General features: G+C 61.4%; 13 protein-coding genes. 1 reads left to right on the top strand and 12 read right to left on the bottom strand.

Annotated features, from left to right (window positions below; translation table 11 throughout):
• Positions 1-5: 5 nt before the first annotated feature.
• The 6 genes from QM996_RS01455 to QM996_RS01430 form a co-directional block, all read right to left on the bottom strand.
• Positions 6-1,238, bottom strand: a complete 1,233-nt coding sequence (locus QM996_RS01455; RefSeq protein WP_500268983.1) for a flagellar motor protein MotB — start codon at positions 1,236-1,238, stop codon at positions 6-8.
• Positions 1,235-1,888, bottom strand: coding sequence for a hypothetical protein (locus QM996_RS01450; protein ID WP_500268982.1), 654 nt, complete (start codon positions 1,886-1,888; stop codon positions 1,235-1,237). Before QM996_RS01450 ends, QM996_RS01455 begins: the two co-directional genes overlap by 4 nt.
• Positions 1,889-2,335: 447 nt before the next feature.
• Positions 2,336-3,298 (bottom strand): flagellin family protein, encoded by a 963-nt coding sequence (locus QM996_RS01445; protein ID WP_500268981.1) that lies wholly within the window; start codon positions 3,296-3,298, stop codon positions 2,336-2,338.
• Between the two features lie 356 nt (positions 3,299-3,654).
• Positions 3,655-4,596 (bottom strand): flagellin family protein, encoded by a 942-nt coding sequence (locus QM996_RS01440; RefSeq protein ID WP_500268980.1) that lies wholly within the window; start codon positions 4,594-4,596, stop codon positions 3,655-3,657.
• A gap of 273 nt (positions 4,597-4,869) precedes the next feature.
• Positions 4,870-5,811, bottom strand: a complete 942-nt coding sequence (locus tag QM996_RS01435; RefSeq protein WP_500268979.1) for a flagellin family protein — start codon at positions 5,809-5,811, stop codon at positions 4,870-4,872.
• 290 nt (positions 5,812-6,101) lie between these two features.
• Positions 6,102-7,043, bottom strand: coding sequence for a flagellin family protein (locus QM996_RS01430; protein WP_500268978.1), 942 nt, complete (start codon positions 7,041-7,043; stop codon positions 6,102-6,104).
• 406 nt (positions 7,044-7,449) lie between these two features.
• Here QM996_RS01430 and QM996_RS01425 point away from each other — a divergent pair, with 406 nt between their 5' ends.
• Entirely contained in the window at positions 7,450-9,363 is a 1,914-nt protein-coding gene (locus tag QM996_RS01425; protein ID WP_500268977.1) for an O-linked N-acetylglucosamine transferase, SPINDLY family protein, read from the top strand.
• 102 nt (positions 9,364-9,465) lie between these two features.
• On the opposite strand, the gene fliP is transcribed toward QM996_RS01425, so the two are convergent.
• From fliP to flgA, 6 genes are read right to left on the bottom strand one after another with little or no spacing between them, the layout of a single operon-like run.
• Positions 9,466-10,203 (bottom strand): flagellar type III secretion system pore protein FliP, encoded by a 738-nt coding sequence (gene fliP / locus QM996_RS01420; RefSeq protein ID WP_500268976.1) that lies wholly within the window; start codon positions 10,201-10,203, stop codon positions 9,466-9,468.
• A gap of 8 nt (positions 10,204-10,211) precedes the next feature.
• Positions 10,212-10,709, bottom strand: coding sequence for a flagellar basal body-associated FliL family protein (locus QM996_RS01415; protein ID WP_500268975.1), 498 nt, complete (start codon positions 10,707-10,709; stop codon positions 10,212-10,214).
• Positions 10,710-10,727: 18 nt separating this feature from the next.
• Positions 10,728-11,438 carry a flagellar basal body L-ring protein FlgH gene (flgH, locus tag QM996_RS01410; RefSeq protein ID WP_173515602.1) on the bottom strand — a complete coding sequence of 237 codons (711 nt, stop codon included), beginning with the start codon at positions 11,436-11,438 and terminating at the stop codon, positions 10,728-10,730.
• Positions 11,435-11,962: a MotE family protein gene (locus QM996_RS01405; RefSeq protein ID WP_429812540.1), complete on the bottom strand. Its 528-nt coding sequence runs from the start codon at positions 11,960-11,962 to the stop codon at positions 11,435-11,437. Before QM996_RS01405 ends, flgH begins: the two co-directional genes overlap by 4 nt.
• A gap of 8 nt (positions 11,963-11,970) precedes the next feature.
• A complete protein-coding gene (locus QM996_RS01400; protein ID WP_500268974.1) occupies positions 11,971-13,086 on the bottom strand; it encodes a flagellar basal body P-ring protein FlgI in 1,116 nt (371 codons plus the stop codon).
• Positions 13,083-13,595 carry a flagella basal body P-ring formation protein FlgA gene (gene flgA / locus QM996_RS01395; protein ID WP_500268973.1) on the bottom strand — a complete coding sequence of 171 codons (513 nt, stop codon included), beginning with the start codon at positions 13,593-13,595 and terminating at the stop codon, positions 13,083-13,085. Before flgA ends, QM996_RS01400 begins: the two co-directional genes overlap by 4 nt.
• Positions 13,596-13,602 lie beyond the last annotated feature (7 nt).

Here is a 13,602-nt window from a genome sequence, read left to right as displayed (position 1 = left end):
CGTGTTTAACCCGGAGCCGATTGCAGCAGGATCTCGATGCGCCGGTTGCCCGGGGCATAAGGATCACCGGGGATCTGCAGCCGCCGGTCGGCAAAGCCGCTGATCTGGCTGACGCGATCTTCCTTCAGGCCGCCGCGAACGAGCATGTAATAGGCACTTTGGGCGCGCGCGGCGGAGAGCCGCCAGTTGTCATAGGTGCCGTCCTTGAACGGACGCCCGTCGGTGTGGCCGCGGATCGCGACGGCACCCGGACGCGCGGCGAGCAGACGGCCGATCTTTTCCATCGCCAGCACCAGTTCCTTCTGCGGCACGGCCGAACCGATGGCGAACATCTGCGCATCCGTGCGCTCGCTGATCGTAACCATGAGGCCGCCCTCGGCCGGGGTTACGACCAGGCCTTCCGCCAGTTGCCCGGCCCCGCCGGCAAGCTCTTTCTTGAGCTCTGCCTGGAGTTCTTCGGCCTGCTTCTCAGCGTTCGCCTCGGCCGTCTCGGTCTTCGGCTTGTCGCCGGCATCGCTCTCGGCCGTTTTGCCGGTGCCGTCGGCCCCCGCCTGCTCAGCCTGCTTTTCATCCTCGGTCTTGTCGACCGCCGGCGCGCCACCCGCCTGCATCGCCGACGCCGCGGCGAGTTCGACGTCGCTCTTGGTCGTATTGCCCGCGTCCGACAGCTCGACCTGCTTGGTCCAGAAGTCCGGATCGAACGGATCGCGATAGGCTTCGCCGCCGTCGGCCCCGGTTGCCGGCCCGGATTGCGCCGCGCCGCCCTCGCCCTTGACGCTGATATTGGCCTGCTGGCCGACTTCGCGGGCGATTTCAGAGAGCACCGAATAGGGGTTCTCGAAGAAGTCGGCGTCGGAATACTTGGTCTCTTCGCCCGAGGTCGCCGTCAACTGGTCGCCGGTCTTGGCCGATCCGCCGGACTTTTCCTGCTCGCCATCGACCTTGGAGCGCTGCTGCGTCTCCTCGCCCTGCGCGTCCTTCGCCGGGTCCTTCAAGCCGCGCTCGGCGGGCTTCTGGTCGGTCAACTGCACCGGATTGAAATAGGAGGCGATCGCCGCCTTCGTTTCCTCATTGGCCGCATTGATCAGCCACATGACGAGGAAAAAGGCCATCATTGCCGTCATGAAGTCTGCATAGGCAATCTTCCACGAGCCGCCGTGATGCCCGTCATGGCCGCCGTTGTGGCGCTTGACGATGATGATCTCATGCTTGCCGTTGTGATGGTTTTCGTCGCTCATGCGAGAACTTTCCGGACAGTATCGGCCCAGGCGGCCATGCGCGTCACCAGGATCGTACCGTCCATTTCGACAGCGAGATCGATGTCATCGGTTTCGACGTGGCGGAACAACGGCATATCCTCCCCGAGCTGGCGCTTCAGCGCCTCGAAGAGTGGGGTCGGGCCCTTGACGACGAGGGAGCAACCTTCGCCGGCCACCAGGCCTTGCTTCATCATCTGCGCCATGTCGGCGACGGCGCGCTGCAGGAGGGCATCCTCCATGACCGGCGCCAGGACCCGGGCGGTCTGATCTCCGAGCGCCATGACCAGACTGTCGGCCATGTCGGCAAAACGCTCGGCGAGGCGACTGGCCGTTTCCGCTTCGAGGCGCTGGGTCAACGCCGCGAGTTCCGCCGCATGGGCCGCCTGCAGGTCGGCAATCTGGCGCTCGTGTTCGAAGACAAGTTCGGCCGTCGCCTCGGCGCGGCCTTCTGCGAAGGCCCGTCGGCGCTCCGCGTCAATGTCGATCTCTGGCATGGCTGGCCTCGCGCCGGGGCGATCGCCATCGGCATAGTCGCTATCCAGGTCGGGGAAATACTTTTGAGGCATCAGCGACAGCTCGACCTTCGGCGCGCTGAAATCCTTGAGGTAGCGGGAGAGCATCGCACTCATGACCGATCACTCGCGGCAGCACAGCGATGCGACAATACCCGTCTGATCGCGAGGCGGCACCTACTGGCGCGGACTTCCATTGCTGCTGGCACTGCTGACATGTCTCCCTCGGGTCCGGCCACGGATACGGAGAACCCAACATTCTTGACGTACATCGGCGCGTTCCGGACAGGTGGTCCCCGGAGCGATCCGATGCAGGCGGCGGCGCAAGATTCATTTTGGCCGGCAGTCATCCGACAGGACTGCGAGAGAAGGCTATTCGGTCAAACTTGTGCGAAAATGAATGTGTTGGACCGCGCCAGGGCAATTAGCGCGGTCCAACCGTTTCCACCGGGTGCCGTGACCGACGACGTGGCAGAACTCAACTTATGCCGCCTCCCGTCTTGGAAAGCGGAAGCGTCTTGGCGGATCCCGTGGACGCAGCCGGCCACTTTCCGCCGATGCGCCTTACTGCTGGAACAGGCGCAGGATGTTTTCGGAGTTCGTGTTGGCGATCGACAGCGCCTGGATGCCGAGCTGCTGCTGCGTCTGCAGGGCCTTCAACCGCGTCGATTCCTCGTTCATGTCCGCGTCGACCAGACGGCCGACACCCTTGTCGATCGTATCCATGAGGTTGGCGATGAAGCTTTCCTGCATGTCGATGCGCTTGGTGATGGCGCCGAGCGTGGAGCCGGCATCCGTCAACTGGCCGAGGATGTGGTCGACGACGCGGATCATGTCGTCCATCTCGGCATCGGTGGTCGACGACGTCAGCTTGATTTCATCCGACGTTGCCGTGGTCGAACCAATCAGGTGGAAGATTCTGACGCCCGTTGTTCCGGTCGGCGAGGTCAGCAGGGCAGCATCATAGCTTCTGGTCAGGAGGCCACGGCTGGCATTGGCCGTGTCGATCAGCATGGATTGTGCGGTGTCGAAGTCGAGGGTCGTGACGGACACGTTGCCGTTCGCATCGCGGTTGAACGACGCAACGATCGACTTGGTACCGACGGAGGCGGCATTGGCGTTGTAGAGCCAGTTTTCGCTCGAGAAGGATGCGGACTGAGCGGCAGCCAGGAGTTGGTTCTTGAGCTCAGTGATTTCCTTGTCGATCTTCAGCTTGTCAACGCCCGGCTCACGCGCGGCAACCAGCTTGCGTTTGATCTCGCTGACGACGTCGATCGACGAATTCATCGCCGCGTAGGCCGTATCGATCTTGGCTGCACCGAGGCCGAGTGCGTCTTCGACGGTCGACAGTGCCGCGTTGTCGGACCGCATGGTGGTGGCGATCGACCAGTAGGCGGCATTGTCCGCGGCGGTCTGCACGCGGTAGCCGGAGGAAATCCGGTCCTGGACCTCGGCCATGTCGGTATTGATGGAACGCAAGGTCTGAAGCGCCGCCATGGCGGCGGTATTGGTCATGATGCTGGTCATTGGTCACCTGCCCGGAATGAATTTCTGAAGACATTCCGGAGTGCAGAACCGGCAGCGATGGGACTGGCATCATGCGATTCGCCCCTGTTTTGCCCTGGAGGCGACCCTTCGCTCTTAACCGATATGTAACGATTGCATGGTTAACAAATGGTTAACGCCGTTAGTGACTTAGTAACGAAGGTGAACGAAAATAAGGAAATATGGATGAAAAGTTAAAGCGGATCGCACCATCCGCAAACGCGCCTGGAAGGCGGGAACGCGAAACGAAAAAGCCGCACAGCCCCGATGGGTGTGCGGCCTTTTGCGCTGTGTGCGAGGAGACGGGCGAAAGTCGCCCGACTTTCCCTGGTGTTCGCTTAGCGGAACAGCGACAGGATGTTCTGCGAGTTGGTGTTGGCGATCGTGAGCGCCTGGATGCCGAGCTGCTGCTGCGTCTGCAGCGCCTTCAGCCGGGTCGACTCTTCGTTCATATCGGCGTCGACGAGGCGGCCAACGCCCTTCTCGATCGAGTCCGAGAGGTCCTGAACGAAGTTCTGCTGCAGTTCGACGCGGCTGTTGAGCGCACCGAGGTCGGCGGCAGCGTCGGTCATCTGCAAGAGCGTTGCGTCAACGCCGGAGATGGCTTCGGCGAGAGCGCCCATGGTCATGTTGGTGATGTCCATGGTCAGGACGCTGTAGGCAGCCGTCACCGTCGAGCCGGTTGCGTCCTTGTACTCCATGTTGCTGGACAGCAGACCCGTGCCGTTCGTGACGTAGGAGCCGGAAGCATTGACTTCGATCAGCGAGCTCTTGTTCGTGTCGAACTGGAGCGTCGTCAGGCTGACGTTACCCTGGGCGTCGCGATTGAACGAACCGACGATCGACTTGGTGGCAGCGGTGTTGTTGGCGTCGTTGTAGACCCAGTTTTCGCCGGAGAACGAAGCCGACTTGGCAACGCTCACGAGCTGGTTCTGCAACTCCTTGATTTCCTTCTGGATCTTGCTCTTGTCGACGCCCGGCTCGCTGGCGGCAACCAGCTTCTTCTTGATCTCGTCGACGACGTCCTTGGAGTTTTCCATGGCCGTGTAGGCAACGTCGGTCTTGGCAGCGCCGAGGCCGAGAGCGTCTTCAACGGTCGAGAGAGCCTTGTTGTCCGAACGCATGGTGGTTGCGATCGACCAGTAAGCGGCGTTGTCAGCAGCGGTACCGACGCGCAGGCCCGACGAAATGCGGTCCTGGGTGGTTTCCATCTGCGAGTTGATCGAACGCAGAGTCTGAAGCGCGCCCATTGCGGCGGTGTTCGTCATGATGCTGGTCATTGGCTGAGTGCCCCTTGTTGGCTGATTTGGAATGGAAGGGACATTCCGGAATTACCGGGAAGCGGCGGTCAGCCTCATGCCTGTTAACGTTCATTAACCCGCTGCTTCGTTGGCCACAGAAAACACCATCGTGGTTAACAAAAACTGAAGCGGAGCCGATATTTCGATAGAAGCCGCTGGATTCGACCAAAAAGAAACCGCGCCTCTTGCGAAGCGCGGTTTCGATTTTCTGCAGTCGGGCGCGGGCCGAAACCCTCGCCGCCTAGCGTTCGCTTAGCGGAACAGCGACAGGATGTTCTGCGAGTTCGAGTTGGCGATCGTGAGCGCCTGGATGCCGAGCTGCTGTTGCGTCTGCAGCGCCTTCAGCCGGGTCGACTCTTCGTTCATGTCGGCGTCGACGAGCTTGCCGATGCCCTTCTCGATCGAGTCCGAGAGGTCCTCAACGAAGTTCTTCTGCAGTTCGACGCGGCTGTTGAGCGCACCGAGGTCGGCGGCAGCGTCGGTCATCTGCAGCAGCGTTGCGTCAACGCCCGAGATGGCTCCGGCCAGATCACCGGTCGTCATGTTGGTGATGTCCATGGTCAGGACGCTGTAGGCAGCCGTCACCGTCGAGCCGGTTGCGTCCTTGTACTCCATGTTGCTGGACAGCAGACCCGTGCCGTTCGTGACGTAGGAGCCGGAAGCATTGACTTCGATCAGCGAGCTCTTGTTCGTGTCGAACTGCAGCGTCGTCAGGCTGACGTTGCCCTGGGCGTCGCGGTTGAACGAACCGACGATCGACTTGGTGGCAGCCGTGTTGTTGGCGTCGTTGTAGACCCAGTTTTCGCCGGAGAAGGAAGCCGACTTGGAAATGCTGATGAGCTGGTTCTGCAGCTCCTTGATTTCCTTCTGGATCTTGCTCTTGTCGACGCCCGGCTCGCTGGCGGCAACCAGCTTCTTCTTGATCTCGTCGACGACGTCCTTGGAGTTTTCCATGGCCGTGTAGGCAACATCGGTCTTGGCAGCGCCGAGGCCGAGGGCGTCCTGGACCGTGCCGAGAGCCTTGTTGTCCGAACGCATGGTGGTTGCGATCGACCAGTAAGCGGCGTTGTCGGCAGCGCTGCCGACGCGCAGGCCCGACGAAATGCGGTCCTGGGTGGTTTCCATCTGCGAGTTGATCGAACGCAGAGTGGAGAGAGCCGCCATTGCGGCGGTGTTCGTCATGATGCTGGTCATTGGCTGAGTGCCCCTTGTTGGCAATACTCGTGAAAAAGGGACATTCCGGGAGCTACCGGGAAGCAGCGGTCAGCTTCATGCCTGTTAACCGGTTAATATCGTTGGTTAACCCGCTGCTTCGATGGACACAGCAAACACCATTGTGGTTAACGCCGGCCTAAGACGCCGCGATTATTTTCCCAACGTTCCAGCATCCGATAGAGCACGACAAAAAACCGCGCCTCCTGCGAAGCGCGGTTTCGATTTTCTGCAGTCGGGCGCGGGCCGAAACCCGCGCCGTCTGGCCTTGATTAACGGAACAGCGACAGGATGTTCTGCGAGTTCGAGTTGGCGATCGACAGTGCCTGGATGCCGAGCTGCTGCTGCGTCTGCAGCGCCTTCAGGCGGGTCGACTCTTCGTTCATGTCGGCGTCGACGAGCTTGCCGATGCCCTTCTCGATCGAGTCCGAGAGGTCCTGAACGAAGTTCTTCTGCAGTTCGACACGGCTGTTGAGCGCACCGAGGTCGGAAGCGGCGTCGGTCATCTGCAGCAGCGTTGCGTCAACGCCCGAGATGGCTCCGGCCAGATCACCGGTCGTCATGTTGGTGATGTCCATGGTCAGGACGCTGTAGGCAGCCGTAACCGTCGAGCCGGTTGCGTCCTTGTACTCCATGTTGCTGGACAGCAGACCCGTGCCGTTCGTGACGTAGGAGCCGGAAGCGTTGACTTCGATCAGCGAGCTCTTGTTCGTGTCGAACTGGAGCTGTGTGAGGCTGACGTTGCCCTGGTTGTCGCGGTTGAACGAACCGACGATCGACTTGGTGGCAGCGGTGTTGTTGGCGTCGTTATAGACCCAGTTTTCGCCGGAGAACGAAGCCGACTTGGCAACGCTCACGAGCTGGTTCTGCAGCTCCTTGATTTCCTTCTGGATCTTGCTCTTGTCGACGCCCGGCTCGCTGGCGGCAACCAGCTTCTTCTTGATCTCGTCGACGACGTCCTTGGAGTTTTCCATGGCCGTGTAGGCAACGTCGGTCTTGGCAGCGCCGAGGCCGAGGGCGTCCTGAACGGTCGAGAGCGCCTTGTTGTCCGAACGCATGGTGGTTGCGATCGACCAGTAAGCGGCGTTGTCCGCAGCGCTACCGACGCGCAGGCCCGACGAAATGCGGTCCTGGGTGGTTTCCATCTGCGAGTTGATCGAACGCAGGGTAGCAAGAGCGCCCATTGCGGCGGAATTGGTCATGATGCTCGTCATTAGAGTGTCCCTTTATTACTTAAGACGATTGGGGGACATACCGGACTGTTTACACTACCGGTGATGGCGGATCGGCTTCATGCCTCTCGGTTCCAACGACTGTCTCGGAAGAAACCAAACCCGTCATGTGAGGCCGAATATCGAGTCCAATGCTTGCGAATTCCTTAAATGCCCGAGCCGGGTCGACGAGAGATAGTTTATACTTAACAACGCTTTAAGTCGGCTTTCCGAGCTGAGGCCAGGACCTGTTCGATGGCTCTCCTCGAGACAGAAACGACGGCTTCCCATGGGCCGGCGGCCTCATGCCTGAGGCAAGGTTTCGCCTCTACGATGCCCGTAAGACCTGCTTTGCGACATCGGGGTGTCTCGCCCCGAGCCGGCCATTGCACATTCGACGGAGCTCTTAGTGAACGCCCAAGCCATTTTCTCGACCGCTTCCCGGCAATACCAGAAAGGCCAGTACACGGACGCGCTCGACCAGCTCAACATCCTGATGAACATCAATCGGGATACGAAGACCTATGTGCTGCTTGCCAAGGTGCTTCTGAAACTCGGCTTCAAGCCCGAGGCCGCGCGCGCCTACCAGCTCGCCGGAGAGGCCGGCGGTTCGCGGTCGCAGGACTATCTGACCGAGGCAATGAAGCTCTATTTCGTCAACGGGCACGAGGACGAAGCACTGGCCATCGGTCTTCCGCTGCTGGAGAAAGCCAAGACGGATCCGGAGATCGCATTCATCATTGCTTCGATCTTCCTCAAGCGCGACCAGAAGGAAATACTCGGCCTGTTCAAGGCGCCGCTGTCGACCAGCAGCAACCGTCATCATCAGGCGCTGGCCTTCAAGCTCCTGACCGCCGACGTCGGCGACCTGCAGGACCGCGAGGCAGTCGCCAATCTCTTCAAGACGCATCCCAAGAACGCGACGCTGCGTTCCGCCTACCTCGTCTATGCCCGCGAAGCCAATGACTACGCGGAAGTCGAAAGGCATGATCGCGATATCCAGCGGTCGCTCAAACTCGGCCAGTACGACATTCTCGCCGCAGAAGCGCCCTACTATCACGTCACCTGGTGCGGCGACGAAAAGCTCAATTACATCGCCGGAGCCATGCAGCGCGCCCTTCCGGAGGAACTGGCGAAGGCGCGGCGGAGCCGGCCGCACAGCTGGGGCGAGCGCATCCGTATCGGCTATATCTCGTCCGACTTCTGGCACGACCACGCGACCATGAAGCTCCTAGCAGCCGTGCTGATGGCACATGATCGCTCGCGTTTCGATATCACTCTCTTCTGCCACACATCGCCCGACAACGTCGTGCGCGACAACGGGTCCCGCGAAAAGTGGGGCAAGATCATTTCCATCAACGAGCTTAGCGACGACCAGGCGGCGGAGGTCATCCGAGCCGAGAACATCGACATTCTCGTCGACCTGAAGGGACATACGCTCGAAAGTCGGGTGAACATCTTCAACCGGCAGACGGCTCCCGTCCAGGTGAGCTGGCTCGGCTTTCCCGGGACGACGGTCAACGTCGACCTCGACTATATCATCGGCGACCCACACGTGCTGCCGGACGGCAGCGAACCGCATTACTACGAGAAATACTGCAGGCTCCCTGACACTTACCAGCCGAACGATCCGATCAACCGCCCGCTTCCGCAGCCGATGTCGCGTCGCCAGCTCGGCCTTCCCGAAGAAGCGTTCGTCTTCGCCTCGTTCAACGCCAACCGCAAGATCTCGTTGCAGACGATCAACCTTTGGATCGAGATCCTTCGACAGACACCGGACAGCGTGCTGTGGCTGATGTGCAGCCGCCCGGACGCGCGCGCGAACATCATCGCAAAGTTCAAGAGCGCCGGCATCGACCCCAAGCGCATCATCGTATGCCCCAAGGTCGGCTATCAGGACCATATCAGCCGCATCCCTGTCGCTGACATCGGCCTTGACACTTATCCCTACAACGGCCACACGACGACGTCAGAGCAGCTCTGGGCCGGCCTTCCGGTCTTGACCTTCAAAGGCACAAACTTCGCCTCGCGCGTGAGCGAGAGCCTGCTCAACGCCATCGGCGTGCCGGAACTCGTCGCCGCGGGACCGGAAGACTATGTTCGCGAGGCGGTCGCGCTCTACAACAACCGCGGCAAGATCGCCGACTACCGCAAGACACTCGAGAAAAACCGGTTCCGCATGCCGCTGTTCGATGCCGAACGCTTCTGCCGCCACCTGGAACAGGGCTACGAAATGATGGCCGACCGGGCAAGGAAAGGTCTGGCGCCCGCTCATATCGATGTTCCGGCACTGCCGGCGCGGACTGGTTCGTTCGAGCGCTGAGCAGTCCGACACTCAATCCGGACGAGAAGGCAGTGCCAAGGCGCTGCCTTTTTGTTTGCGCCTTTTCGAGGCGCGGCGAACGGTCGATGACGGGTGCGTTACCTAGCTGAAGGAGCGCACCAGGCTGCCGACGAGCAGGTTCCATCCGTCGATCAGCACGAAGAACAGGATCTTGAAGGGCAAAGAAATCGCCGTTGGCGGCAGCATCATCATGCCCATGGCCATGGTGATGGTGGCAACGATCAGGTCGATCACCAGGAACGGCAGCATGATCAGGAAGCCGATTTCGAAGCCGCGACGGATTTCCGAGATCATGAAGGCCGGCACGACCGCCCTGAGGTCGACCTTGTCGTCGACGACGACCGTCTGGCCCTTTTCCTTGGCGATATCGATGAAGAGTTGCAGGTCCTTGTCGCGGGTGTTGGCCAGCATGAACTCGCGGAAGGGTTCGGTGATCCGGGGGATCGCCTCGGTCTCGGTGATCTGGTTCTTCATCAGCGGGTCGATGCCGTCGCGCCATGCGCGATCGAAGGTCGGACCCATGACATAGAAGGTCATGAACAGTGCCAGCGAAACCATGATCATGTTGGACGGCGTGCTCGCGAGACCCATGCCGGTGCGCAGGATTGCGAACGCGATCACGAAGCGCGGAAAGCTGGTGACCATGATCAGGATGCCCGGGGCCACCGACAGAACGGTCAGAAGACCGAAGGTGCGGATGATCCACGAGGCGGCCGACCCGTCGATCGGCGTATTCAGGATATCAGAGGGAAAACTCTGGGCGCCGGCAATACCGGACATCGCCGTCATGGCGACTATGAAGGCGACAAGCCGGACCATTTACCGAATCATTGGATGACGAAGGTTCTGAACATCACACTGGTTACGCGCCCATCGGAGCGCAGGTCAACCCGCTCCTGGATGTCATCCCTGAGATATTGAAAGCCGCGCGGCCCCTGGATCTGCTGCAGGGAAACCGTCTTCAGATAGGCGGCGATATCCTGGTGGATCTGCTCCGCCAGCTTGGGATCGGGCACGCCGTCGAACTGCAGCGCCACCTCGAGCCGTACCCAGTTTTCCGAGGGATAGGCAAGGTTGGTGGTGATCGGTTCGAGTTGGACGACGCCGTTCGCTTCGGTCGCAACTTTCGGCAGCCCCTCTTCGCCGGTGGCGTTGGCGACCGGTTCCCTGGTCGCCTCGACCTCTGCCTTCGACGGAGGCGGTGCGAGCAGGCCGCCGACCAGCCAACCGCCGCCGCCGGCGACGAGCGTCAGCACGGCAACGATTGCGATGGTCATCACCTTCGACGACGGCTTCGGAGCGCTGGCGGAATCGAATTCTTCCATCTTGCCGTTCCCTGCCGATCAGATCGGCGAAAATAGATCCATGAACTGCTGGCCGTAGGGCGGCTGCTGCACCTCGGTCAGGCGACCGCGGCCACCATAGGAGATGCGCGCCTCGGCGATGCGGTCGTAGGAAATGACGTTGTCGGCATCGACATCCCGCGGCCGGACGATACCGGCGACGTTGAGGATACGCAGTTCGTGGTTGACGCGGACCTCCTGCGAACCGCTGATCAAGAGGTTGCCGTTTTCGAGAACCCCGGTAACGACTGCTGCGACGAGCACCCTCAGCTTTTCCGAACGCTCGGTCGTGCCGTCGCCCTCGGTCTTCGTATTCGAGCCATACTTCAGCTCGCCCTCCCAGCCAAAATCGCTGGCCTCCGACTTGCCGTTTGCACCGACGTTAAAGCCGCTGCTGTTCTTGCGGCTGCGGTCGGTCTTGTTGTCGAAGGTGGCCCCTTCGTTGATCTTGATATCGACCGTGAGGATGTCGCCGACATTGATGGCGCGCGCGTCCTTGAACAGGGCCGCCTGCTGGTCGTTCCACAGCGAGTAGCCGTTCACCACCTGGCGCGGCTGCTTCGGATACATGGCGAGCTGCGGGGTCTGTGAGTATTGCAGGCCGCTGCCGATCGGGCTCATCGAAGGCGCCCGACCGATCTCGTTGAGCGCCTGGTTCTGACACCCGGCAAGGAGACCCGCCGTCAGCACGGCCGTTAGACGCATTTTCATGATGGTTCCTTCGAGGTGTTCGGATCGCTGGCGCTCGAGATGATGTTGGTAAGGGTTGCCGCCTTTTCGTCCGTCATTTCGCTGAGGATCAGCGACGACTGCCGTGCCGGCAGTTGCATGACGATCGCCGCGGCAATCTCCGGATTGACCATTTCCAGCTTGCCGGCAGCCGCATCCGGCTTCATCGTCTTGTAGATGTCGACAAGGCCGAGCTGGGCCTGTTTCAGGAAATCATTGCGGCGTTTCAGCCAGTCCTCGTATTCGTCGCGCCGCTTCTCCAGCGTCGCGATGCGTTCGTCGATGCTTGCCTGCAGGGTTTCGAGATCCTTGCGCTGCAGAACGTAGCGCTGGTCGCGGGCGGCATCGGCAATGTTGGTGCAGAACTGCTGAATCTCATTCTGCGTCGCGTCCGCCGGCGGAGGCGCCGTGACGTCCTGGGCGAAGGCGCCGGGCATCGTCAGCATCGAGGCTGCGGCTGCGCCGGCGAGCAACAGGTTGCGGACCTTGCCGAGGGTTGGGTTCATGTTTGCCGTCATTGCAGCACTAGCTCCGCCTGAAGGGCCCCGGCCGTTTTGATGCTTTGCAGGATGGCGATGATGCCGTCCGGCTTGACACCGATGTTGTTGAGACCGGCGACGAGGGAGCGGAGGCTCGATCCGTTGAGGATCGCCACCGTGCCGCCGTCGGACTGCGCGTTGATGGTGGTGTTCGGCTCCACCTCCGTCCGTCCGCGCGAGAATGGCAGCGGCTGAACCACGGTCGGCGTCTCGCTGACCTCGACGGTCAGGGTGCCGTAGCTCACCGCCACCTCATTGATGCGAACGTCCTGGCCGATCACGATCGTGCCGGTGCGTTCGTTGATGACGACCCGGGCCGGGACGTCCGTCTCGATCACGATGTTTTCGATATCGGCCATCAGCCGGGCGAGGTCCGCCATCTTCGGCTTTTCGACGAGCACGGCCTGGGAATCACGCGCCTCGGCAATGCGGCCGCCATATCGCTGGGCGGCATATTTGTTGATCGCCGCCGCCATGCCGACAGCCGTCGAGAAGTCCGGATTGCGCAGTTGCAGGACGAGGTTGAACCCGTCCTTGAATTTGGACGGCAGCTCGCGCTCGATGATCGCGCCGTTGGGCACGCGCCCGGCCGTCGTCACACCCTGGTTGAGGGTTGCCGCATCACCCTGCGCGGAGAAGCCCGTTACGACGACGGAGCCTTGTGCGACCGCGTAAATCTGACCGTCCGCGCCGGACAGCGAGGTCATCACCAGGGTACCGCCGCGAAGCGAGGTGGAATCGCCGAGCGAGCCCACCGTCACGTCGACGCGGCTGCCGGGGCTGGCGAAGGGCGGCAGCGTCGCCGTCACCAGAACCGCGGCAACGTTGCGCGTGCGGGAATCGCCGCCCTGGGTGGAGATGCCGAGGTTCTGCAGCATCGCGCGGATCGACTGGTCGGTGAACGGCGAGGCTCGCAGGGTGTCACCGGTCCCCTGGAGGCCGACGACAAGACCGTAGCCGATGAGCTGGTTGTCGCGCCCGGCCTGGAGCGAGGCGACGTCCTTGATCCTGGACGCGCCGAAAGCCGGCGTCAGCGCCGTCGAGATCGCGACGGCCAGCGTCAGGAACCATTTGCAGGCAAGCATTTTCATTTCGCCACCACATGGACAGTGCCGTCGGCCATCACCGTTCCGGAAACGATGACGCCGGTATCGATGTTGCGCGCCCGGATCAGTTCGCCGACGGCGGCATCCTGGAGCGGCGATCCGGCAGCACTGATCGTCAGGCCGCCATTGCTGAAGACGAGGCGCACAGTGGAACCACGTTCGACGGCATATTGTTCACGCAGCGCGTTTGCGAGGATCACCCGGCCCGGCAGGAGCGTGCGCTTGGTGACCTTGCCCTCGATTTCGCTGAGGGTCCTGATGTAGCCGTCCGCGAGATCGGGGTTGGTCACGTCGACAACTTCGACACGGCTGCGGTCGAGCGTTTCGCCCGGATAGATGGTCCGCGTCGGGATCACTGCAGTCAGCCGTTCGGCGAGGCTCACCGAAGGCAACAGGAAAGCGGCGGCAAGCAAGGCGCCAGCCGCCAGACGAAGCGCCATCGATGCGCTGCCGTCTTTCGAAACCTTGATGTCTGCGGATCGGCGAAACATCATGTTTGCC

This window comes from Sinorhizobium chiapasense, assembly GCF_045277575.1.
In the GTDB taxonomy this organism is placed as follows: Bacteria; Pseudomonadota; Alphaproteobacteria; order Rhizobiales; family Rhizobiaceae; genus Ensifer; species Ensifer chiapasense_A.
The sequence above is the reverse complement of the archived record's forward strand: the minus strand, read 5'-3'. Positions and strand labels throughout refer to the sequence as shown.

What these genes read in the sequence shown, in the direction of transcription:
- flgH (WP_173515602.1), bottom strand. Translation starts at nt 11,438, where the DNA reads ATGAAAATGCGTCTAACGGCCGTGCTGACGGCGGGTCTCCTTGCCGGG.
- flgA (WP_500268973.1), bottom strand. Translation starts at nt 13,595, where the DNA reads ATGATGTTTCGCCGATCCGCAGACATCAAGGTTTCGAAAGACGGCAGC.
- QM996_RS01405 (WP_429812540.1), bottom strand. Translation starts at nt 11,962, where the DNA reads ATGAACCCAACCCTCGGCAAGGTCCGCAACCTGTTGCTCGCCGGCGCA.
- QM996_RS01430 (WP_500268978.1), bottom strand. Translation starts at nt 7,043, where the DNA reads ATGACGAGCATCATGACCAATTCCGCCGCAATGGGCGCTCTTGCTACC.
- QM996_RS01435 (WP_500268979.1), bottom strand. Translation starts at nt 5,811, where the DNA reads ATGACCAGCATCATGACGAACACCGCCGCAATGGCGGCTCTCTCCACT.
- QM996_RS01400 (WP_500268974.1), bottom strand. Translation starts at nt 13,086, where the DNA reads ATGAAAATGCTTGCCTGCAAATGGTTCCTGACGCTGGCCGTCGCGATC.
- fliP (WP_500268976.1), bottom strand. Translation starts at nt 10,203, where the DNA reads ATGGTCCGGCTTGTCGCCTTCATAGTCGCCATGACGGCGATGTCCGGT.
- QM996_RS01440 (WP_500268980.1), bottom strand. Translation starts at nt 4,596, where the DNA reads ATGACCAGCATCATGACGAACACCGCCGCAATGGGCGCGCTTCAGACT.
- QM996_RS01450 (WP_500268982.1), bottom strand. Translation starts at nt 1,888, where the DNA reads ATGAGTGCGATGCTCTCCCGCTACCTCAAGGATTTCAGCGCGCCGAAG.
- QM996_RS01415 (WP_500268975.1), bottom strand. Translation starts at nt 10,709, where the DNA reads ATGGAAGAATTCGATTCCGCCAGCGCTCCGAAGCCGTCGTCGAAGGTG.
- QM996_RS01455 (WP_500268983.1), bottom strand. Translation starts at nt 1,238, where the DNA reads ATGAGCGACGAAAACCATCACAACGGCAAGCATGAGATCATCATCGTC.
- QM996_RS01445 (WP_500268981.1), bottom strand. Translation starts at nt 3,298, where the DNA reads ATGACCAGCATCATGACCAATACCGCCGCCATGGCGGCGCTTCAGACC.